This is a genomic window from Flavobacterium sedimenticola, from assembly GCF_030053345.1.
Taxonomy (GTDB): domain Bacteria; phylum Bacteroidota; class Bacteroidia; order Flavobacteriales; family Flavobacteriaceae; genus Flavobacterium; species Flavobacterium sedimenticola.
Genome location: NZ_JASGBP010000001.1, coordinates 534,584 through 554,627, shown reverse-complemented (window position 1 = coordinate 554,627; position 20,044 = coordinate 534,584). Strand labels below are relative to the sequence as shown.

Here is a 20,044-nt window from a genome sequence, read left to right as displayed (position 1 = left end):
TAGTAAAATGTCCAAACTCAAAACCACCTTTTTTTGCCAAAATTGCGGAACCCAATACGCCAAATGGCAAGGGCAATGCAATGCCTGTAAAGAATGGAATACCATAGCCGAAGAAATTATTCAGAAAGAAGAAAAATCGAGTTGGAAACCAGCGAGTACCGAAATCAAGCGCGTTTCGAAGCCTCTAAAAATTAAGGAAATCGATTCGACACAGGAAGTCCGCATGGACACTACCGATGGCGAATTAAACCGCGTATTGGGCGGTGGCATTGTACCCGGTTCCTTAATATTATTGGGCGGCGAACCCGGTATTGGCAAGAGCACGTTGCTGTTACAAATTTCTTTAAAGCTTCCTTACAAAACACTCTATGTTTCGGGTGAGGAAAGTCAGAAACAAATCAAAATGCGTGCAGAACGCATCAATCCCAACAGTGAAAATTGCTTGATTTTAACCGAAACCAAGACCCAAAACATCTTTCGGCACATCGTTGAAACCGAACCCGATATTGTCATTATCGATTCGATTCAAACCTTACATACCGATTCTATCGAATCCACCGCCGGCAGTATTTCTCAAATTCGGGAAACCACGGCCGAGCTGATTAAGTTTGCCAAAGAAACCAATATTCCGGTGATTCTGATTGGTCACATTACCAAAGACGGCAACATCGCCGGACCCAAAATTTTAGAGCACATGGTGGATACCGTTCTACAATTCGAAGGCGATCGAAATCATGTGTACCGCATTTTGCGCTCGCTCAAAAACCGATTTGGCTCTACCGCCGAATTGGGCATCTACGAAATGCAGGGTTCGGGTTTACGAGAAGTTTCCAATCCTTCGGAAATACTAATTTCACACCGCGAAGAAGAATTATCGGGCACGGCCATTGCCTCAACGCTCGAAGGCATGCGCCCACTCATGATTGAAATCCAAGCCTTGGTTTCAACCGCCGTTTATGGTACACCACAAAGAAGTACAACAGGTTATAATGCCAAAAGATTGAACATGATTTTAGCCGTTTTGGAAAAACGCGCCGGTTTCCGATTGGGCACCAAAGATGTTTTCCTGAATGTCACGGGCGGAATTTCAGTTGATGATCCGGCGATTGATTTAGCCGTGGTAGCTGCCATTTTATCGTCTAACGAAGATATCGCTGTAGGCAAAGATGTTTGCTTTGCGGGCGAAGTCGGTTTGTCGGGTGAAATTCGCCCCGTGAATCGGGTAGAGCAGCGAATTCAAGAGGCCGAAAAACTAGGTTTTTCTACCATATTTGTTTCCAAATACAACAAAATAGCAATTAAAAATCCTTTGATTAAAATTGTTTTAGTGTCTAAGATTGAAGAAGTGGTCGAGCAGTTGTTTGGCTAAATTATAGTCAATCAGCACAATAAAGTTTGCTTAAAACCGTTTTTACTGTTAACCCTTTTGCGTATGAAAATCCAAAATCTACTTATCCTCTGTTTTCTTTTTTTGATAACCTCGTGTTCACAAAACACGGTTTACAGTCGGTTTGACACCTTAGACGAAAGCCATCAATGGGCACAAACCAATACAAAATCATATGATTTTACCATTGATGACGAAGCGGCACACTACAATGTGCTTTTTAAATTCAGTCATGTATACGGCTATCCCATGACATCCGTTCCGCTTCATTTCAGCTTCAAAAAACCCGACGGAAAGACGGAAGATTTCACTTTTGATTTGGTGTTGAAAGATTCGGAAGGCCAAGAGTTAGGCGACTGTGTTGGCGACATTTGCGATTTGGATTCGATGGTTAAAGAGAACCTAAAACTCTCCAAAGGCAAATACACAGTGACGGTTTCGCATCGCTATGATGGACCGTATTTGCCTAATATACTGGGTGTCGGATTGGAAATCACAAAATCGGAGCCATGAAAATCAAAAGACAAAAAGTAAAACTGTTTTTGAGTATCCTCGGAGCGTTGGTACTGCTGGGCGTGGTGTTGCTTTTTGTGTTTCGAGATACCCTTTTAGAGCAAGTCATTCACCGAATAGACACTAAAATGGAACGCGAGTACCAATGCCGTTTCAAAATAGCCAAAGCCGAATTTAAAGGGTTGACACAATTGGAGTTCCATCAACTTTCCTTGGTTCCGAAAGAGGCAGACACCCTTGTTCGAATCAATGAATTAAAAACCAGTGTCAACTTTTGGAAGCTACTCGTGGGTGATATTCAATTGGGGCAACTCGAAATCAACAAGGGCTACATCCAATTGGTTAAAACCAAAAACGGCAGCAACTATGAGGCTTTCCTACGTTCCAAAAAAGAAAAAAAAGAAAACACTGAGGTCAACTATGCCAAACTTTTACACAAAATTACCTCCAAATTGTTCGATTTAGTTCCGACCGACATGCGTGTGACCGGTTTTGCCTGTAAGCTGAATGATAACGGGAATAAAGTGGTTTTTGATTTTAGCGAATTGGCTTTAGCGGACAAAAAACTCAACACGTTAATACAAGTATCATCAAATGATTTTTCGCAAGAATGGGCCGTAACCGGATTTGCCGACCCTCGGGACCGCAAAGCCGATTTGCAATTTTTCAACCCTAAAAACGACACCATACAACTCCCGTATTTGGATAAAAAATTCCATCTCAAAACCGGGTTTACATCCATCCGTTTTAATGTAGAAAAGGTAGCGATGGAAAGCGGTGAACTGCACATCGACGGCTATTCTTCCATTCAAGGCTTGCGAATAAATCATCCTAAAGTGGCTAAGAAAGATGTGATTATTCAAAAAGCCCGTTTTGACTATCGTTTTTTAATCGGCTCCCGATTTTTGGCTTTGGACAGTACCTCAACCATGCAGTTGAACCGGATTGCATGCCATCCCTATATCGCTTACACGAATGAAACCGATAAAGTGTATGCCCTAAAACTGAAAATTCCGAAAATGAAAGCTCAGGACTTTATCGAATCGTTACCCAATGGGTTATTCCGCCATTTTCAGGGAATGGAAGCCAGCGGAAATTTTAGTTATGCGCTTCATTTTGAATACAACAACCACAAGCCGAACGCTATCATTTTTGACAGCAAACTACAACCCGAAGGGCTTAAAATCACTAAATACGGCGAAGCCGATTTGAATAAAATTAACCATGAGTTTACCTACCGCGCCATCGATAAAGGTGTGCCACAAAGACCGATTATCGTGGGCACCTCTAATCCGAACTACACGCCGCTAGATCAAATTTCTCCTTATTTGCAGAAATGTGTGTTGACGAGTGAAGACCCCTCTTTTTTCAGCCATCGTGGGTTTATCAATGAAGCCTTCAAACAATCAATCGCCAAAAACATTCGTACCAAAAAATTTGCTCGCGGCGCCAGTACCATCAGCATGCAATTGGTTAAAAATGTCTTTCTGACCCGAGAGAAAACCCTCTCGCGCAAGCTTGAAGAAATATTGTTGGTTTATATTTTGGAAAATAATCGAATTGTCAGCAAAGAGCGGATGCTCGAAGTGTATTTTAACATTATCGAATGGGGACCCGATATTTATGGGATTGGCGAAGCCTCTCGTTTTTATTTCAACAAACTTCCGCAAGATTTAAACGTAAATCAATGTTTGTTTTTAGCGGGTATTATCCCGAAACCTAAAGGCTTTATGTCGCGTTTGGAAAACAGTGAAACATTCAAACCTTATGCCCAACAACACAATGATTTCTTGATGCGACTGATGTTTAAAAGAAATCTTATTACTGCTAACGACACGGTGGGCAACTTTGCTTTGGATATTTCCGGACCGGCCAAAATGTACCTTAAACAAAAGCCAATCAACAATACGGCAAATGATAGTTTGAGTTTGGAGGAGTTTGATTTTTAAATTTTTTAAATTTAATTGATTGAATTTTATAACTTTACGAAAAATCGATTCGTATGAAAAAAACAATACTCTTCATCAACCTTTTGTTATCCGTTTTCGGATGGAGTCAATCTATAGCCTTGCAAAGTTTCGCCACGGGTTTTACGGCTCCGATTGAAATTACACACCCGGTAAACGACAGTCGGTTGTTTGTAGTACAACAAGGTGGTCTTATCCGAATTGTAAACCCTAACGGAACAGTAAACGCCACGCCTTTTTTAAGTTTGGGAACCAGTGTAATCGTATCCGGAGGTGAAAGAGGTTTGTTGGGATTGGCTTTTCACCCTAACTATGCTACAAATGGGTATTTTTATGTCAATTATACCCGAGCGGGCGACGGGGCGACAGTGATTGCCCGCTACTCGGTTTCGGCTGACCCTAATGTAGCCAATGCTTCGAGCGGCACGGTTTTATTGACGGTTTCACAACCTTTTAGCAATCATAACGGCGGCTCCATCAAGTTTGGCCCCGATGGTTATTTGTATATCGGTATGGGAGATGGCGGCAGTGGTGGCGACCCGGGCAACAGAGCCCAAAACATTACCGAGAATTTGGGGAAGATGCTACGCATCGATGTCGACTCGGCTTCCCCTTATGGTATTCCGCCTGCCAATCCTTATGTTGGGGTTACCGGAAATGACGAAATTTGGGCTATCGGGATGCGTAACCCGTGGAAATTTTCGTTTAACCGATTGAATGGTGATTTGTGGATTGCCGATGTCGGCCAGAATGCCATTGAAGAAATTAATAAAATCACCAGTCCGTTACCGAATACCGGCTTGAACTTTGGCTGGCGTTGTTACGAAGGCAATGTAGCCTACAACAATACCGGAAGTTGCCCAACCTATGCCAATACAGTTGCACCTGTAGCTGTTTATCTTCATGGTTCCACCAGCAGATGTTCGGTAACCGGAGGCTATTTTTACACCGGCTCGACCTATCCTAATTTTTCAGGGAAATACTTTTTTGCCGATTACTGTACCGGAGAAATTGGTTGGGTTGACAATAGCGGCACGATTACCTGGAATTACGATGGCCCGGGATTGATTACCACTTTCGGAGAAGACAAAGACGGCGAGTTGTATGTGGCGATGGGTAATGTAATTTACAAATTGACTGACACATCATTGGCGGCAACCGACTTTGAGCAAAACGGTATCCGTTTGTATCCGAACCCGGCTAAAACCGAATTATCGATGACCAACAATAACAACCTCGACTTAAAATCGTTTACCATTACCGACCTCAGCGGAAAGGTGGTACTGCAACAAACGTTGTCAACCATGCCGATATACACAATTAACGTCGCTGCTATCACCAAAGGATTGTATTTGGCCGTGGTTGAAACACAAAGCGGGGAACGCCTGACTACTAAAGTGGCTATTGAATAAATTATGGGGCCGGATCAGGGTAAATCGATTGGATTCGGTTGATTTCGGCAATAATTTCAGGCGATAATGTTACGTCAAAAGCCGCTATGTTTTCTTCCAATTGCGGAATCGTTGTGGCTCCGATGATGGTCGACATCACAAACTCTTGTTGGTGGATAAAAGCCAACGCCATTTGCGTTAAGGTTAGTCCGTTAGCCAAGGCCAATTCCTGATACAATTTGGTGGCTTGATGGCAGTTTTCATTGCTGTAGCGCTTAAACTGCGGAAATAAGCCTAGGCGAGAATCGGGTAAAATACCGTTTAAATGCTTTCCGGTCAGATAACTGAAAGCTAACGGTGAATAGGCCATCAGCCCAACATTTTCGCGCATACACATTTCCGACAAGCCTACTTCAAACAATCGATTTAACAATGAGTAGGGATTTTGAATGGTTACAATACGGGGCAAACCGTGTTTTTCACTTTCAAGTAAAAATTTCATTACGCCATACGGGTTTTCGTTCGAAACCCCGATGTGTTTGATTTTACCTTCTTTAATTAAACTGTCAAATGTCGTGAGTACTTCAAAAAAGTTATCCTGCCATTGGGTATCCAAATGCGCTACGCCACGTTGACCGAACATATTCATCACGCGCTCAGGCCAGTGCATTTGATATAAATCGATATAGTCTGTTTGCAGATTTTTCAAACTATTGTCCACTGCCTGCCCGATACTTTTTTTGGAAAAATCAAGCGGTTGTCTGATATACCCCAAACCGCGATTCGGTCCGGCTATTTTGGTAGCAATCACCAATGTATCTCGCTTACCCGATTTTTTCAACCAGGTTCCGATGTATTTTTCGGTTAGTCCTACCGTGGCTTCGCGTGCCGCCACCGGATACATTTCCGCAGTATCAATAAAATTAATGCCTTTGGCGATGGCTACATCCAGTTGGTCGTGGGCATCCTTCTCCGAATTTTGTTCTCCGAAAGTCATGGTGCCTAAACATACTTTACTGATTTTGATGTCGGTATTGGGTATCGTAGTGTAATTCATTGGTACTGCTTTTTTGCTGCGCAAAAGTAAAATAATCCTATTATTTATGGGGATTGGTTAACACATTTTTTGGAGTCGTTGACAGAAAAAAAGGTTCTAAGCCGAAACTTAGAACCTTAGTCACATAGCACCTTAGTGCCTTTGTCTTAAAACTCATTCAACATTTTAGTAATCTCATCGAGTTTTGGTGTTAAAATAATTTCGATTCTTCGGTTTTTGGCTTTGCCTTCCGGTGTATCATTACTCATCAAAGGAGCATATTCTCCTCTACCCGCTGCAGTTAAATTTTTCTTTTGAATACCGGCATTTTCGCTCAAAATATTCACTATGGCTGTAGCTCTTTTAGTCGATAAATCCCAGTTGTTTTCTATGCCGCCGCCTATTGCTCCGTAAATTTTATCATTGTCGGTATGGCCTTCAATCAACACAGTGATATCAGGATTCTGAGCCAGCACTTTCCCAACTTCTACTACCGCTTTACGTCCTTCGGTCCCTACCGCCCAACTACCGGTTTGGAACAACAATTTGTTTTCCATGGAAACATAAACCTTCCCGTTCTTTTGCTCAATGGTTAACCCTTTTCCTTCAAAGGCGTTAAGCGCTTTAGACAACGTTTCTTTGAGCTTTTTCATACTGGCGTCTTTGGCCGCAATCATCGATTCCAGCTCGTTCAAGCGTTTGGTACTGGCTGCAAGCTCATCGCGCAACTTATTGAGTCGGTCTTGCTCGGCCGCCATCGCTTTTTCTTTGGCTTCCAATTGTGCCAACAACTCTCTGTTCTTGGTCATATTGGTTTGCAGCGCCTCGTTGCTGTTTTTCTCTAAAGCGGCATACGACTCTTGCAAGGCTTTTAAATTGTTGGCTGTTGCGGTACAATCGGCTTGTAATTTATCGCGATCGGCTTTGAGTTTGGTTAATTCGGCCGTTAGGGATTTGTTTACCGAATCGAATTCGGCGTTGGCTTTGTGTAATTCCTCTACCTCATCGGCTAAGGAGCGATTTTCCTTTTTTAAATCGGTGTACTTATTTTCCAAATCGTTATAAATCTTTTTGGAAACACAAGAGGTCATCAATCCTAAAACGGCTAAGCCTAACACTATTCTTTTTATCATGCTGTTTGTTATTATGGGGTTATTTTTTAATCAATTTCTACCAAAACCGGACAATGGTCCGAATGTTTGGCTTCGGGTAAAATTACCGCTCGAGTTAGTCGGTCTTTTAGGGTTTCCGTGGCCAAGCAATAATCAATACGCCACCCTTTATTATTGGCGCGGGCATTGGCGCGGTAACTCCACCAACTGTAATGATGCGGTTCTTTGTTAAAAAAGCGGAAGGTATCGATAAATCCGTTTTTGATAAATTTATCCAACCAAGCACGTTCTTCGGGTAAAAACCCTGATACCGTTTTATTTCTTACCGGATCATGAATATCGATAGCTTCGTGACAAATATTGTAATCACCACAAATAATCAGATTCGGAATTTCTTTCTTTAAGTGATTTACATAGGTATAAAAATCATCCATGTACTGAAATTTATGGTCTAACCGGTCGATATTAGTTCCCGAAGGCAAGTACAAACTCATCACCGAAAAGTTGTCAAAATCCAAACGCAGGTTTCGGCCTTCAAAATCCATATAGTCAATGCCGGTGCCGAAAACCACCTGATTGGGTTTCACTTTAGACAAAACCGCCACACCGCTGTATCCTTTTTTTTGAGCCGGAAACCAGTAATGATAGGGATAGCCGGAAAGCTCCACATCAAGGAGCGGAATTTGATCTTCGGTAGCTTTAATTTCCTGCAGGCAAATGATATCGGGATTGGCTTGTTGCAACCAACTCAAAAAACCTTTGGCGATAGCTGCTCTGATGCCGTTAACATTATAAGAAATGATTCGCATTCTATTAGGTCTTAGTTTTTTCAAAAGTAATAAAATCGGAACTATTTGAAACCTAAAAAACCATAATAAAAAATTAAAGTTTCACGGGCAATTTGTGCTTTTTACTCGAGCTATTTCATCAGAATTGTTATCTTTGTTTCTTACTCAAAAACGAACGGCATACATGGGTTTAGTTACTGCTAAAGAAGTTGCAAAGGCAATCAAAGCTGATAAATACGGGGTTTTCGGAACTTTTTGCGGCTGGTTACTAATGAAAGCTTTAAAGATTTCGACCTTAAACAAAATATACGACCGCAACAAACATTTGAGCGAAGTAGAATTTTTGAACGCCATCTTAGACGAATTTCAAATTAAGTTTGAAATTCCCGAAGAAGATTTAAAACGTTTACCCAAAGAAGGACCCTACATCACCATATCCAATCATCCGCTGGGCGGCATTGACGGCATCTTACTATTAAAGTTAATGTTAGAGCGCGAGCCAAATTTTAAAATCATCGCCAATTTTTTGTTGCATCGCATCGAACCGATGAAACCCTACATTATGCCGGTAAACCCTTTTGAGAATCACAAAGATGCCAAATCGAGTGTCATCGGAATTAAAGAAACCTTACGTCATTTGAGCGACGGTAAGCCCTTGGGCATGTTTCCTGCCGGAGAAGTGTCGACCTACAAAGACGGTCAATTGGTCGTTGATAAAGATTGGGAAGAAGGCGCTATTAAGGTTATTCGAAAAGCGCAGGTGCCGGTGGTTCCGATTTATTTTCATGCTAAAAACAGTCGTTTCTTTTACTTTTTATCCAAAATCAACCCTACCTTACGCACCGCCAAATTACCGTCGGAACTCTTAACGCAAAAAGATCGCGTGATTAAAGTGCGTATCGGAAAACCCATTTCGGTAGCCGAGCAAAACGAACACAAAACCATCGAAGAATACTCCGAATTTTTACGTCGCAAAACCTATATGTTGGCCAATTCCTTCAATGAAGAATCGAAATTGCTGAGTTCTCAAAATTTGAATCTGAATTTAAAAACCCCAAAGAGTCCGAAACAAATTGTAAAACCGGCCAACCACGATAAAATTTTAGAAGAAATTGAAGTATTACAGGAAGGCGACTACCGATTATTGCAAAGCAAAAATTACAGTGTTTTTTTGGTGACTGCCGATAAAATTCCGAACATACTCCACGAAATCGGTCGCCTGCGCGAAATCACTTTCCGTGCGGTTGGTGAAGGCACTAATGAATCCATCGACCTGGACCAATACGACAACTATTACCATCACATGTTTTTGTGGGACGATGAGAGCCAGCAAATTGCCGGTGCTTACCGTATGGGATTGGGTTCTGAAATTTTTGCCAAATTCGGCATTGATGGTTTTTACCTACACGATTTATTCCGCTTTGAACCCGAATTGTACGATATGATGTCAAAATCTATCGAAATGGGACGCGCCTTTATTGTCAACGAATACCAGCAAAAACCCATGCCTTTGTTTTTGTTGTGGAAAGGGATTGTGCATACCACCTTGCGTTATCCGGAGCACAAATATTTGATTGGCGGCGTAAGTATCAGCAATCAATTTACCGAGTTTTCGAAGTCGTTGATGATTGAGTTTATGAAGTCGCATTATTACGACCCGTATGTGGCGCAATACATTCATCCGAAAAAAGAATTTAAAGTAAAACTCAAAGACGCCGATAAGGATTTTGTATTCAACGAAACGGAGGCCGATTTGAATAAGTTTGATAAAATCATAGACGAAGTCGAGCCGGGCACCTTACGCTTACCGGTATTGATTAAAAAATACATCAAACAAAATGCCCGCGTGGTTGCTTTTAATGTCGATCCGCTGTTTAATAACGCGGTGGACGGGTTAATGTACATTCGTATTGCCGACTTACCCGAGAGTACCGTAAAACCGGTCATGGAAGAGTTTCAGGCCGAGCTGGAGCGAAAAGAAAAAAATTACAAATAAAAAAAGCCTGCTTTTCAGCAGGCTTTTTGGTATAGTGAAAAGTAATTATTCATTACCGATTTCGTTAATCTCAGCGCCTTCCGCTTTCGGATCCGGACCGTATTGGTTTTCACCTTGTTGTCCTTCGGTAAAGAAAAGAACCAACAACCAAATCGCACCAACTAACGGAATTAAAACGATGAAATAAAACCATCCGCTTTTACCCACATCGTGTAATCGTCTTACGGCTACTGCCAAACCCGGAATAAATGTCGCTAAGGCAACCGCGGCATACAAGTATCCGTAAGGCAGTGGTGAAAAATTAAGCCCTAATGCGCCATCCAACACGGTAGCAACAATTAACACAATCAGGTTCATCAGTACGAAATACCAATACTCCGAACGACGGGCGCGTCCATTGAAATTCGCATAATTTTCAAATACTACTTTTTTGTACCATTTAATCATAATTATAAAGTTTTTTAGGCCTCATCGTATCGAATCGGCATGGTTAGTTATTCCAAAAATAAAAAAAATCTGTAAGGAAAAACATTTTACCGAAAAATCCTTACTACTTCCAAATGGATTCCTTGAGGATTTCTTGAAAAGAGTGCTGCTGTACAAAAAGAAAAAGCCTGATGGCATGGTATACTCCTAAAAAAATCGCCAATCCGTAGGCCGTTTTACGATGATACAAGTATTGGTTAAAATAGTCCTTTCGGGTTTTAATTTCAACCGCTAATAAAACGATGGTAAACAAACAGAAAAACACCACGACCGGTCCCAGAATGTGGTAGGTAATGCTTTCGGCTATATTCCCTTCATAAAAACTGACTATGGATTTGGTAATCCCGCACGACGGACAAGGAAATCCCGTGACCACTTTAATCGGGCATAACGACTGATCGTCTTTGAGGTGATTGTCGCCGTTATTGAGCATTAAAAAAAACGGTACTATCAGTGTAATCGAGGCACCAATAATACCGTAAACTTTATATTTTATGCTGTTTTCTATCGGTACAATCTGTTAATATCACCTTGTACAATCATCGCGGCAGCAATGGGGAAAAACAAGCCTAAAATGATTAACAAAGTGGATTGGTCTTTTTGAAGTTCTCCGGTGATTTTATACACCTTCGGCAAACCTTCTTTGCCTACGATATAGTAGAAATACACGTGAATCGGCAAACAACATCCTGAAAAAACGGCCAAAGGCGTGGATATGATTTCTCTTTCGGCTACCGCATTCAATACCTCGGCTACTTTAATATTCCAATAAATCAGATACAATCCGCAGGTTAAAAAGCTGAAAAGCAATACCAAAATCGGATCGGTTTTAAACACCGGAATGTTTTTAGGGGTATTCCAGTCTTCATTAGGATGGTTGATAACTTCCATGATGTTTTAAATTGGTTAGGTAGTGCTAAAATATAAAATTTTATAAGAAACTACTATCACTAGGCTCCCAAAGCTCAATTTTATTTCCTTCGGGATCCAATATCCAACCAAACTTGCCGTAATCATAACGTTCCATTTCGCCAACAATCGTAACGCCTTCAGCACGCAAAACCTCTAACAAAGCTTCCAAATCATGAACTCTGAAATTCATCATAAAGGGTTTTTCGCTGGGTGCAAAATAGTTTGTTTTGGTTTCAAAGGGCGACCATTGTGTGGAGCAATCATTACCGTCGGCATCTTTCCACCAAAACGTCCAACCGTATTGATCGGTGGGTATTCCCAAATGATTTTTATACCATTCTTTAACCGCATTCGGGTCTTCGCATTTAAAGAAAAAGCCCCCTAAACCGGTCACTCTTTTTATAGGTTTATCGCTCATATTTTTGTTTGATTTTATCCACTATAGTTTGTGCCAGCTTTTGATGGCTTTCATAGGTCCATCCTGCAATATGCGGCGTTAGTAAAACATTTTCGGCTTGCAATAAGTATTCAAATGCCGCTGGCTTTTCGGCATCCAAAAATAAATTTTCAAAAGATACCTTTTCGTATTCCAACACATCCAATCCGGCACCGAGAATTTTACCCGATTCTAGCCCCGCTACCAAATCATCGGTAATTGCATTTTTGCCCCGTGACGTATTAATGAGCCAAAACGGTTTGGCAAACGCGTTGATAAATTCGGCATTCACCATTTTATCGGTTTCCGGAGTCCAGGGAATGTGTAAACTCAATACATCGGCCTTTTCTTGTAACTCTGATAAAGCTACTTGCTTTGCATGGGCATCGCCAACATTAGGTAAGATGTCATAACACAAAACGTTCACTTCGAAACCTCTTAATTTTTTGGCAAACGATTTTCCCATATTGCCGTACCCGATAATCCCGATTGTTTTTCCTTCTAATTCATAGCCTCGATTGCCTTCGCGGATCCAAAGTCCTTTGCGAACCAACCGGTCGGCCCTGTTCAATTTATTCATTAACGACAATAACATGCCTAAAGCATGTTCTCCCACAGCATTACTGTTTCCTTCAGGTGCTGCAATCAGATGAATGTTTTTGACGGCGGCATACTCACAGTCGATACTCTCCAATCCGGCGCCCACACGCGCAATGAATTGTAAATTTATCGCTTTATCCATAAATACTTTATCGATTTTAAACCGACTGCGAATGACAACGCCTTGATAGTGCTGAATTTTTGTTTCAATTTCGGCTTTAGAAGAAGTATAATCGGCTTCATTCTGAAATCCGGCTTGTTCCAATTGCTCCCATAGCAACGGATGATTGGTATCGAGATGTAATATTCTAATATTTTGATTCGGCATGATTACAAATTGAGAAGTAAAGATACTATTTATTACAGATACAAAAAGTAAAGTTAGAGCTATTCTAATCCCATAAAAGGGAGTCTATGTTCACATTTCTGACCCATTTATTACCGATTATGATTACAGTCATAAAATTAACACTTGTTTAATGCTGAAATTTGTATAAGAAATTTAAACATATCCCATCATGAAAAAATTATTGTTAACCGTTCTGGCCCTTTCTCTTATGACTGCCTGTGGTAAAAAAGAAAAAGAAGCCGAAGAGTACAATCCGGCCGCAGACCCAACTGCAACCGAGACCACCGCAAAAGATCCTTCTTCTTATGATCCGAAAAGAGGTGAAGGTAAATTTACAACTGTTGAATTAGGAGCTACTCTTGATCAGGCTATGGCCTCCAAAGGTGAGGAAGTAGCCGCTGTAAAATGTACTTCTTGTCACAAAATGACCGATGAAAAATTAGTAGGTCCGGGCTGGAAAGGCGTAACCGAAAGAAGGAGACCGGAGTGGATTATGAACTTTATCACCAATCCTGACCCCATGATTGACAAAGATCCTGAAGTACAAGCCCAATTGGAAATTTGTTTGGTTCGTATGCCAAACCAAGGACTAAGCGATGATGATGCGCGTCATATTTTAGAATACATGCGTAAAAATGACGGTGTAAAATAAACCAAAACCAGAGATTGGTTATCCCGTGAAAGTGCTGACCAATCTTATTTAAAATCAATTACAATGAAAAATAAGTTTGTGAAAGCAATTTTTACAATTGCTCTGGGAAGTGCTTTGCTCACTTCTTGTAAGCCAAAAAACTCGAGCGATGCCGTGAGTGGCGACGCGGCTCAGAAGGCCTATGTTGCCCCGGGTAAATATGATGAATTTTACAACTTCGTGTCCGGTGGTTTCAGCGGACAGTTAAGTGTGTATGGTCTCCCAAGCGGAAGATTATTCCGAGTAATCCCGGTATTTTCGGTTGACCCTGAAAAAGGTTGGGGTTACAGCGAAGAAACCAAACCGATGCTTAACACCTCCAACGGATTTGTCCCTTGGGATGATTTGCACCACACCGAATTGTCGCAAACCAATGGAGAGGTAGACGGCCGTTGGGTTTTTGGTAACGCCAACAACACCCCGCGTATCGCTCGCATCGACCTGAAAACATTCAAAACAGCCGAAATTATTGAGCTGCCAAACAGTGGCGGAAATCACTCTTCTCCGTTTATTACCGAGAATACCGAATACGTAGTAGCGGGAACCCGTTTCAGCGTACCGGCCGATTATGACAATGGTGATGTAGCTATCAATACCTATAAAGAAAACTTCAAAGGCCACATCAGTTTTGTGAAAGTGGGTAAAGAAGGTGAAATGGACTTAGCGTTCCAAATTGTAACACCTGGGGTTAACTTCGACTTATCGCATGCCGGTAAAGGCAAGTCGCACGGTTGGTTCTTCTTCTCTTGCTACAACACTGAGCAAGCCAATACGTTGTTGGAAGTAAACGCCTCTCAACGCGACAAAGACTTTATCATGGCGGTAAACTGGAAAAAAGCCGAAGAATACATCAAAGCCGGAAAAGGCAAAAAACAAGCGGTAAAATATGCGCATAACAAATGGAATGAGAAAACACATACGGCCACTTCTGAAATCAAAAATGAAGTTCTAGTATTGGATGCCGCGGCTTTAAAAGATATCTGTTATATGATTCCGTGTCCGAAATCTCCACACGGTTGTGACGTAGATCCAACAGGAGAGTACATTGTAGGTTCCGGTAAATTGGCTGCTCTGATTCCGGTATTCAGTTTTGATAAGTTGATGGGCGCTATCAAAGATAAAAAATTCGAAGGCGAATATGGCGGAATCCCTGTAGTAAAATATGAAGCTGCTTTGCATGGAGAAGTTCAAAAACCGGGCTTAGGTCCGTTACACACTGAGTTTGACGGAAGAGGAAATGCCTACACCACTTTCTTTGTGTCTTCTGAAGTGGTAAAATGGGATATCAAATCCTTGAAAGTATTGGATAGAGTACCTACTTACTACTCTGTAGGTCACTTGTGTATCCCGGGCGGCGACAGTAAAAAACCATTCGGTAAATACTTAATCGCGTATAACAAAATTACCAAAGACCGCTATTTGCCAACCGGTCCGGAGTTAGCCCAATCGGCTCAGATCTTTGACATCAGCGGCGATAAAATGCAACTCATACTCGACTTCCCGACCATCGGTGAACCACACTACGCCCAAGCTGCACCGGCCGATTTGATTCGAAACAACGGTCAGTTGAAATTCTATAAAATTGCCGACAATAATCACCCGTTTGTAACCAAAGGGGAAAAAGAGGCCAAAGTGACTCGTCAAGGCAACCAAGTCCATGTGTATATGACTTCTATTCGTTCTCACTTTGCACCGGATAATATTGAAGGTATCAAATTGGGCGACGAAGTATACTTCCACGTCACCAATTTGGAACAAGACTGGGATGTACCGCACGGATTTGCCATCAAAGGTGCCGATAACGGAGAGTTATTGATTATGCCGGGCGAAACCACTACCCTGAAATGGGTTCCGAAAAAAGTGGGTATGTACCCAATGTACTGTACTGATTTCTGTAGTGCGCTACACCAGGAAATGCAAGGCTATGTAAGGGTTTCGCCTGCCGGAAGCAGTGTCCCGCTCACGTGGAGTGTGGGAACCAACTTACCGAAAGCAACCAAATAAAATTAACCAAAGGGAACAGATTTTATTTGTTCCCTTTTTTTCTCCTAATGCAATGAAAAATCTAACAATTTCAGGATTATCCAAAATACTGCTTTTGGTAACCGGAGCACTGTTTGCAGGAGCACTGTTTGTACCGATGTGGCAAATCCAACTCGAAGCACCACAATACCCCGAGGGTCTTGTATTGCAATTGTATGCCAACAAAATAGGTGGCGATGTGGAAATTATCAACGGATTGAACCATTACATCGGTATGGCGACTTTACATACAGAGAACTTTTTTGAGTTTACCGTTTTGCCCTATATTTTCGGAACGTTCGGACTAATTTCGCTTTTGCTGATTTTCGTCGCCAAAAGAAAAGCCGTTTTACTATTTCTCATTAGTTATGTGGTTTTTGTGGTTTTAGCAGCTGTAGATTTCTACCGATGGAATTATGAATACGGTCACAACCTCGACCCGAATGCCGCCATCAGAGTACCCGGAATGGCATACCAACCGCCACTCATAGGTTACAAACAACTGCTCAATTTTGGTGCCTACTCCATTCCTGATACCGGCGGTTGGCTATTAACTGCAGCCGGAATTTTACTATTTTTAGTGGTACTCAAAGAATATAAGTTTACTAAAAACCCACAATCATGAGAACTTTTGCTTTATCATTAATCACATTACTAACCTTAATCTCTTGCGGTTCCAATGAACCCAAACCCATTAAATTAAATATTGATTCTTGTGATTTTTGCAAGATGACCATTGCCAATGGGAAATTCGGAGCCGAACTAATTACTCAAAAAGGACGCTATTATAAGTTTGATGACCTGGCTTGTATGGTACAATTTGCCAAATCGAATACGGTGGTGCCTTATCAATCCTTTTTTGTAAACGATTATTTAAAAGACAATACCCTGATTTCAGTCGAATCTGCCTTTTTTATCAAAAGCGATAAAATTAATTCGCCCATGAGAGGCAATATGGCGGCGTTTTCTACCGCTGCACAACAAGGCGAATACGCCAAAAAACTGGGGGCTCAAACCCTAACTTGGTCTGAAGTTTACAATACCTATCCATGAAAAATTTAGTGTACATTCTTTATTTTATTTGCCTCATCAGTAATGCCAAAACCATTACCGTAGGGAAATCCTATCCGGTCAAAACCATCAAACAGGCCTTGACTTTGGCAAACGATGGCGATACGGTTTTGGTTACTACAGGCATTTATAAAGAAGGGAATATTCTTATCCACAAAAAAATTGCTTTTCTGGGTAAAAACTTCCCAACGCTTGACGGTCAAAATAAATTCGAGGTGTTGTCCGTAGCTGCTGACAGTGTTGTAATCAAAGGCTTCAAAATCATCAATTCGGGTCACGCCGCACTAGATGATCCCTGTGGCATTAAAGTATATGACCGCAGTTTTGTGCGCATTGAAAACAACATCCTCGACAATAATTTTTTTGGCATTTACTTACAGAATTCCAAAAACGGGGTGGTCAAAAACAATACTATAAAAGCTTACGGCAAACAAGAACAACTTATCGGAAACGGGATTCACTGTTGGAAAAGTGATAACCTGCAAATCATCGGCAACAAAATTTCGGGACACCGCGACGGGATTTATTTCGAATTTGTAACGCAATCGGTGATTTGGCGCAACATTTCCAACTATAATATTCGTTACGGTTTGCATTTTATGTTTTCTAACGACGATTCCTATATCACCAATGTTTTCAAAGGAAACGGAGCCGGAGTCGCCGTAATGTTTACCAAAAACGTCAAAATGTTCAATAATTATTTCGAAGAAAACTGGGGCGATTCGGCTTATGGCTTATTACTCAAAGAAATAGCCGACAGTTACATCTTCAACAACCATTTCAAACGAAACACCTCGGGGATATATATGGAAGGTACGTCCCGAATTAAAGTCGAAAAAAACGTTTTTGAAGCCAACGGCTGGGGCATGAAAATCCAAGCCAGCTGCATGGAAAACGAAGTGGTGCATAACAACTACATCGGTAACACGTTCGACATCAGCACCAACGGAAGTTTGGTTCTCAATACCTTCAACAGCAATTATTGGGACAAATACGAGGGCTACGATTTAAACAAAGACGGCATTGGCGATGTCCCTTATCATCCGCTCAGTTTGTTTGCGGTGCTCACCGAAAGCAATCCGTCGTCGATGCTATTGTACCGCAGCTTTATGATTACCCTTTTGGACAAATCCGAAAAAGTATTACCCAGTATCACACCTGATAATTTTGTAGACAATACGCCCTTAATGAAGCAGTTAAGGTTATAAAGTTACGGGTTGCGAGTTATAGGTGGAGTAGAAATGATTAATTTCATATTGTAAGAAAAATATACTAAAATTGTAGAAATAAACTATAATTTACTTTCTATGGCTACTATAAATACTTTTGAAGAATTGGAAATCTGGCAATTAAGCAGAGAAATTTGTAATCACATATGGGATTTATTTGAAAAAACAGCATTAGGAAAAGATTTCGAATTAAGAAATCAAATGAACAGATCTTCAGGTTCGATAATGGACAATATTGCGGAAGGATTTGAAAGAAACGGTAGAAGAGAATTTATTAATTTTTTAAGCTACTCAAAAGGCTCTTGCGGCGAATTACGATCTCAATTACACAGAGCATTTGATAGAAAACACATCAGTAAAGAAGAGTTTGAATTTTTAAAAGAAAAAACAATAACAGCAAGTAAAAAAATAGGTTCATTCATGTCCTATCTGATAAAGTCAGACCATAAAGGAAGTAAGTTCGATAAATAAGTTGGAAAGTTACGAATTACGGGTTAGAAAACTCGAAACCTTAAACCCGAAACTCGCAACTTTAAACCCGCAACAAACTATGATAACCATACAAAATATAAACAAAAAGTTCGGCAAATTAGCCGTATTACAAGACATTACCCTTTCGTTCCAAAAAGGCCAATGCATTGCCCTCATCGGACCTAACGGTTGCGGGAAAACCACTTTAATCAAATCGATTTTAGGCATGGTGATTCCCAACAGCGGTTCGATTATGTTCAATGGAAAATCTATACTCGGTGATTATTTGTACCGAAATAACATAGGCTATATGCCGCAAATTGGGCGTTATCCCGACAATATGACCATTGGTCAAATTATAGAAATGATCAAAAAAGTACGTCCTACAGCCCCCGAATTAGACGAAGAACTCATCCGCGCTTTTGAACTCGAAAAAATGTTTGACAAACAAATGCGAACCCTTTCGGGCGGAACGACCCAAAAAGTCAGTGCGGTTTTGGCCTTTTTATTCAATCCCGATGTCTTAATCTTAGACGAACCTACCGCCGGTTTAGATCCGCTGGCGTCCGAAATTTTAAAAGAAAAAATCATACGCGAAAAAGAAAAAGGCAAACTCATTCTCATTACCTCGCACTTGCTCAGCGAACTCGACGACTTAATTACCGAGATTATTTTTATGCAGGAAGGCCAAGTGCATTTCCATAAAAATGTAATGGTTATCAAAGCCGAAACCAACGAAACCAGAATCTCCAAAGCCATTGCCAGCATCCTAAAAGCCAAACAACCCGAAACCCGAAACCCGAAACCCGAAACTCACCATGAACCGCATCATTAAAATCATCTTACTCGACATCCTCAAAAACAAAATCGTGTTGGCCTATACCTTGATTTTAGCCGCACTGTCATGGAGTTCTTTTGTTTTAGAAGACAATTCGGCCAAAGGATTGCTCACCATCCTCAACGTAATTCTGTTCACCGTACCCTTGGTTTCCATCTTGTTCGCCACTATTTACTTATACAACAGTACGGAATTCATTGAACTGCTGCTCAGCCAACCCATCAAACGCCGAAAAATTTGGACCGGTTTGTTCTTGGGATTATCTCTTTCTATGGTGTTGGCTTTTGGTATCGGTGCCGGAATACCGTTGCTGATTAATGCCCCCGACAGTGTCGGATTCATGATGATTATCGTGGGTTGTTTAATCTCAGTCATTTTTGTTGCCTTAGCTTTTTTGAGTTCCATCCTAACGCGCGACAAAGCCAAAGGTATCGGAATTGCTATCATGACTTGGTTGTTCTTTGCCTTATTGTTCGACGGTATCGTGTTATTCTTATTGTTCCAATTGGCCGATTATCCTATCGAACACGCCATGGTGGCCATGACCGCTTTGAGCCCTATTGATTTGGCCCGCATTCAAATTTTGATGCACTTGGATGTTTCGGCCATGATGGGTTACACGGGAGCCATTTTTCAGGATTTCTTCGGAACCGCAGTCGGTTTAGTCATCTCATTTTTACTACTGTGCTTGTGGGCCATTATTCCGTTTTTTATCTCACTGAAAAAATTCAACCAAAAAGATTTGTAAC

The 20,044-nt window shown here is 41.2% G+C and carries 21 protein-coding genes; 13 read left to right on the top strand and 8 right to left on the bottom strand.

Annotated features, from left to right (window positions below):
* The first annotated feature begins 7 nt into the window (after positions 1 to 7).
* From radA to QHT84_RS02450, 4 genes are all read left to right on the top strand, one after another.
* Positions 8 to 1,369 (top strand): DNA repair protein RadA, encoded by a 1,362-nt coding sequence (radA, locus tag QHT84_RS02465; RefSeq protein WP_283237956.1) that lies wholly within the window; start codon positions 8 to 10, stop codon positions 1,367 to 1,369.
* 63 nt (positions 1,370 to 1,432) lie between these two features.
* Complete coding sequence (locus QHT84_RS02460; RefSeq protein ID WP_283237955.1) at positions 1,433 to 1,900, top strand: gliding motility lipoprotein GldH family protein; 468 nt, start codon at positions 1,433 to 1,435, stop codon at positions 1,898 to 1,900.
* Complete coding sequence (locus QHT84_RS02455) at positions 1,897 to 3,849, top strand: biosynthetic peptidoglycan transglycosylase (RefSeq protein WP_283237954.1); 1,953 nt, start codon at positions 1,897 to 1,899, stop codon at positions 3,847 to 3,849. The genes QHT84_RS02460 and QHT84_RS02455 overlap by 4 nt, the downstream gene beginning before the upstream one ends.
* A gap of 53 nt (positions 3,850 to 3,902) precedes the next feature.
* Positions 3,903 to 5,279, top strand: coding sequence for a PQQ-dependent sugar dehydrogenase (locus QHT84_RS02450; protein WP_283237953.1), 1,377 nt, complete (start codon positions 3,903 to 3,905; stop codon positions 5,277 to 5,279).
* A 1-nt stretch (position 5,280) separates the two neighbouring features.
* On the opposite strand, the gene QHT84_RS02445 is transcribed toward QHT84_RS02450, so the two are convergent.
* The 3 genes from QHT84_RS02445 to QHT84_RS02435 all read right to left on the bottom strand — a co-directional run bounded on the left by QHT84_RS02445 (position 5,281) and on the right by QHT84_RS02435 (position 8,215).
* On the bottom strand, positions 5,281 to 6,315 hold the full coding sequence (locus tag QHT84_RS02445; RefSeq protein ID WP_283237952.1) for an NADP(H)-dependent aldo-keto reductase: 1,035 nt from the start codon (positions 6,313 to 6,315) through the stop codon (positions 5,281 to 5,283).
* A 146-nt stretch (positions 6,316 to 6,461) separates the two neighbouring features.
* The gene (locus QHT84_RS02440) at positions 6,462 to 7,427 is read right to left on the bottom strand and encodes an OmpA family protein (protein WP_283237951.1); all 966 of its coding nucleotides are present in this window, start codon (positions 7,425 to 7,427) and stop codon (positions 6,462 to 6,464) included.
* Positions 7,428 to 7,453: 26 nt separating this feature from the next.
* Complete coding sequence (locus QHT84_RS02435; protein WP_283237950.1) at positions 7,454 to 8,215, bottom strand: exodeoxyribonuclease III; 762 nt, start codon at positions 8,213 to 8,215, stop codon at positions 7,454 to 7,456.
* Between the two features lie 163 nt (positions 8,216 to 8,378).
* Between QHT84_RS02435 and QHT84_RS02430 the strand changes: the two genes are divergently transcribed.
* Complete coding sequence (locus QHT84_RS02430; protein WP_283237949.1) at positions 8,379 to 10,190, top strand: GNAT family N-acyltransferase; 1,812 nt, start codon at positions 8,379 to 8,381, stop codon at positions 10,188 to 10,190.
* Positions 10,191 to 10,235: 45 nt separating this feature from the next.
* Here QHT84_RS02430 and QHT84_RS02425 read toward each other — a convergent pair whose 3' ends face one another.
* The 5 genes from QHT84_RS02425 to QHT84_RS02405 all read right to left on the bottom strand — a co-directional run bounded on the left by QHT84_RS02425 (position 10,236) and on the right by QHT84_RS02405 (position 12,952).
* Positions 10,236 to 10,637 carry a DUF805 domain-containing protein gene (locus tag QHT84_RS02425; RefSeq protein WP_283237948.1) on the bottom strand — a complete coding sequence of 134 codons (402 nt, stop codon included), beginning with the start codon at positions 10,635 to 10,637 and terminating at the stop codon, positions 10,236 to 10,238.
* A gap of 103 nt (positions 10,638 to 10,740) precedes the next feature.
* Entirely contained in the window at positions 10,741 to 11,109 is a 369-nt protein-coding gene (locus QHT84_RS02420) for a DUF2752 domain-containing protein (RefSeq protein ID WP_283237947.1), read from the bottom strand.
* Positions 11,110 to 11,180: 71 nt separating this feature from the next.
* The gene (locus QHT84_RS02415) at positions 11,181 to 11,567 is read right to left on the bottom strand and encodes a DUF4234 domain-containing protein (protein WP_283237946.1); all 387 of its coding nucleotides are present in this window, start codon (positions 11,565 to 11,567) and stop codon (positions 11,181 to 11,183) included.
* 40 nt (positions 11,568 to 11,607) lie between these two features.
* Positions 11,608 to 12,006 (bottom strand): VOC family protein, encoded by a 399-nt coding sequence (locus tag QHT84_RS02410; RefSeq protein ID WP_283237945.1) that lies wholly within the window; start codon positions 12,004 to 12,006, stop codon positions 11,608 to 11,610.
* A complete protein-coding gene (locus QHT84_RS02405; RefSeq protein WP_283237944.1) occupies positions 11,996 to 12,952 on the bottom strand; it encodes a 2-hydroxyacid dehydrogenase in 957 nt (318 codons plus the stop codon). The genes QHT84_RS02410 and QHT84_RS02405 overlap by 11 nt, the downstream gene beginning before the upstream one ends.
* A gap of 190 nt (positions 12,953 to 13,142) precedes the next feature.
* Between QHT84_RS02405 and QHT84_RS02400 the strand changes: the two genes are divergently transcribed.
* The 8 genes from QHT84_RS02400 to QHT84_RS02365 all read left to right on the top strand — a co-directional run bounded on the left by QHT84_RS02400 (position 13,143) and on the right by QHT84_RS02365 (position 20,043).
* Entirely contained in the window at positions 13,143 to 13,625 is a 483-nt protein-coding gene (locus tag QHT84_RS02400; protein ID WP_283237943.1) for a c-type cytochrome, read from the top strand.
* 63 nt (positions 13,626 to 13,688) lie between these two features.
* Entirely contained in the window at positions 13,689 to 15,668 is a 1,980-nt protein-coding gene (gene nosZ, locus QHT84_RS02395) for a Sec-dependent nitrous-oxide reductase (RefSeq protein ID WP_283237942.1), read from the top strand.
* 52 nt (positions 15,669 to 15,720) lie between these two features.
* Complete coding sequence (locus QHT84_RS02390; protein ID WP_283237941.1) at positions 15,721 to 16,311, top strand: hypothetical protein; 591 nt, start codon at positions 15,721 to 15,723, stop codon at positions 16,309 to 16,311.
* The gene (locus tag QHT84_RS02385) at positions 16,308 to 16,739 is read left to right on the top strand and encodes a nitrous oxide reductase accessory protein NosL (RefSeq protein WP_283237940.1); all 432 of its coding nucleotides are present in this window, start codon (positions 16,308 to 16,310) and stop codon (positions 16,737 to 16,739) included. The genes QHT84_RS02390 and QHT84_RS02385 overlap by 4 nt, the downstream gene beginning before the upstream one ends.
* Positions 16,736 to 17,965: a nitrous oxide reductase family maturation protein NosD gene (locus QHT84_RS02380; RefSeq protein ID WP_283237939.1), complete on the top strand. Its 1,230-nt coding sequence runs from the start codon at positions 16,736 to 16,738 to the stop codon at positions 17,963 to 17,965. The genes QHT84_RS02385 and QHT84_RS02380 overlap by 4 nt, the downstream gene beginning before the upstream one ends.
* Positions 17,966 to 18,064: 99 nt before the next feature.
* Positions 18,065 to 18,457, top strand: a complete 393-nt coding sequence (locus tag QHT84_RS02375) for a four helix bundle protein (RefSeq protein ID WP_283237938.1) — start codon at positions 18,065 to 18,067, stop codon at positions 18,455 to 18,457.
* Positions 18,458 to 18,536: 79 nt separating this feature from the next.
* Positions 18,537 to 19,292 (top strand): ABC transporter ATP-binding protein, encoded by a 756-nt coding sequence (locus QHT84_RS02370; protein ID WP_283237937.1) that lies wholly within the window; start codon positions 18,537 to 18,539, stop codon positions 19,290 to 19,292.
* Positions 19,276 to 20,043 (top strand): ABC transporter permease subunit, encoded by a 768-nt coding sequence (locus QHT84_RS02365; RefSeq protein ID WP_283237936.1) that lies wholly within the window; start codon positions 19,276 to 19,278, stop codon positions 20,041 to 20,043. Before QHT84_RS02370 ends, QHT84_RS02365 begins: the two co-directional genes overlap by 17 nt.
* Position 20,044: the final 1 nt, after the last annotated feature.

What these genes read in the sequence shown, in the direction of transcription:
- QHT84_RS02385 (WP_283237940.1), top strand. Translation starts at nt 16,308, where the DNA reads ATGAGAACTTTTGCTTTATCATTAATCACATTACTAACCTTAATCTCT.
- QHT84_RS02390 (WP_283237941.1), top strand. Translation starts at nt 15,721, where the DNA reads ATGAAAAATCTAACAATTTCAGGATTATCCAAAATACTGCTTTTGGTA.
- QHT84_RS02455 (WP_283237954.1), top strand. Translation starts at nt 1,897, where the DNA reads ATGAAAATCAAAAGACAAAAAGTAAAACTGTTTTTGAGTATCCTCGGA.
- QHT84_RS02380 (WP_283237939.1), top strand. Translation starts at nt 16,736, where the DNA reads ATGAAAAATTTAGTGTACATTCTTTATTTTATTTGCCTCATCAGTAAT.
- QHT84_RS02460 (WP_283237955.1), top strand. Translation starts at nt 1,433, where the DNA reads ATGAAAATCCAAAATCTACTTATCCTCTGTTTTCTTTTTTTGATAACC.
- QHT84_RS02430 (WP_283237949.1), top strand. Translation starts at nt 8,379, where the DNA reads ATGGGTTTAGTTACTGCTAAAGAAGTTGCAAAGGCAATCAAAGCTGAT.
- QHT84_RS02415 (WP_283237946.1), bottom strand. Translation starts at nt 11,567, where the DNA reads ATGGAAGTTATCAACCATCCTAATGAAGACTGGAATACCCCTAAAAAC.
- QHT84_RS02370 (WP_283237937.1), top strand. Translation starts at nt 18,537, where the DNA reads ATGATAACCATACAAAATATAAACAAAAAGTTCGGCAAATTAGCCGTA.
- QHT84_RS02450 (WP_283237953.1), top strand. Translation starts at nt 3,903, where the DNA reads ATGAAAAAAACAATACTCTTCATCAACCTTTTGTTATCCGTTTTCGGA.
- QHT84_RS02365 (WP_283237936.1), top strand. Translation starts at nt 19,276, where the DNA reads ATGAACCGCATCATTAAAATCATCTTACTCGACATCCTCAAAAACAAA.
- radA (WP_283237956.1), top strand. Translation starts at nt 8, where the DNA reads ATGTCCAAACTCAAAACCACCTTTTTTTGCCAAAATTGCGGAACCCAA.
- QHT84_RS02410 (WP_283237945.1), bottom strand. Translation starts at nt 12,006, where the DNA reads ATGAGCGATAAACCTATAAAAAGAGTGACCGGTTTAGGGGGCTTTTTC.
- QHT84_RS02440 (WP_283237951.1), bottom strand. Translation starts at nt 7,427, where the DNA reads ATGATAAAAAGAATAGTGTTAGGCTTAGCCGTTTTAGGATTGATGACC.
- QHT84_RS02405 (WP_283237944.1), bottom strand. Translation starts at nt 12,952, where the DNA reads ATGCCGAATCAAAATATTAGAATATTACATCTCGATACCAATCATCCG.
- QHT84_RS02425 (WP_283237948.1), bottom strand. Translation starts at nt 10,637, where the DNA reads ATGATTAAATGGTACAAAAAAGTAGTATTTGAAAATTATGCGAATTTC.
- nosZ (WP_283237942.1), top strand. Translation starts at nt 13,689, where the DNA reads ATGAAAAATAAGTTTGTGAAAGCAATTTTTACAATTGCTCTGGGAAGT.
- QHT84_RS02400 (WP_283237943.1), top strand. Translation starts at nt 13,143, where the DNA reads ATGAAAAAATTATTGTTAACCGTTCTGGCCCTTTCTCTTATGACTGCC.
- QHT84_RS02435 (WP_283237950.1), bottom strand. Translation starts at nt 8,215, where the DNA reads ATGCGAATCATTTCTTATAATGTTAACGGCATCAGAGCAGCTATCGCC.
- QHT84_RS02420 (WP_283237947.1), bottom strand. Translation starts at nt 11,109, where the DNA reads ATGCTCAATAACGGCGACAATCACCTCAAAGACGATCAGTCGTTATGC.
- QHT84_RS02375 (WP_283237938.1), top strand. Translation starts at nt 18,065, where the DNA reads ATGGCTACTATAAATACTTTTGAAGAATTGGAAATCTGGCAATTAAGC.
- QHT84_RS02445 (WP_283237952.1), bottom strand. Translation starts at nt 6,315, where the DNA reads ATGAATTACACTACGATACCCAATACCGACATCAAAATCAGTAAAGTA.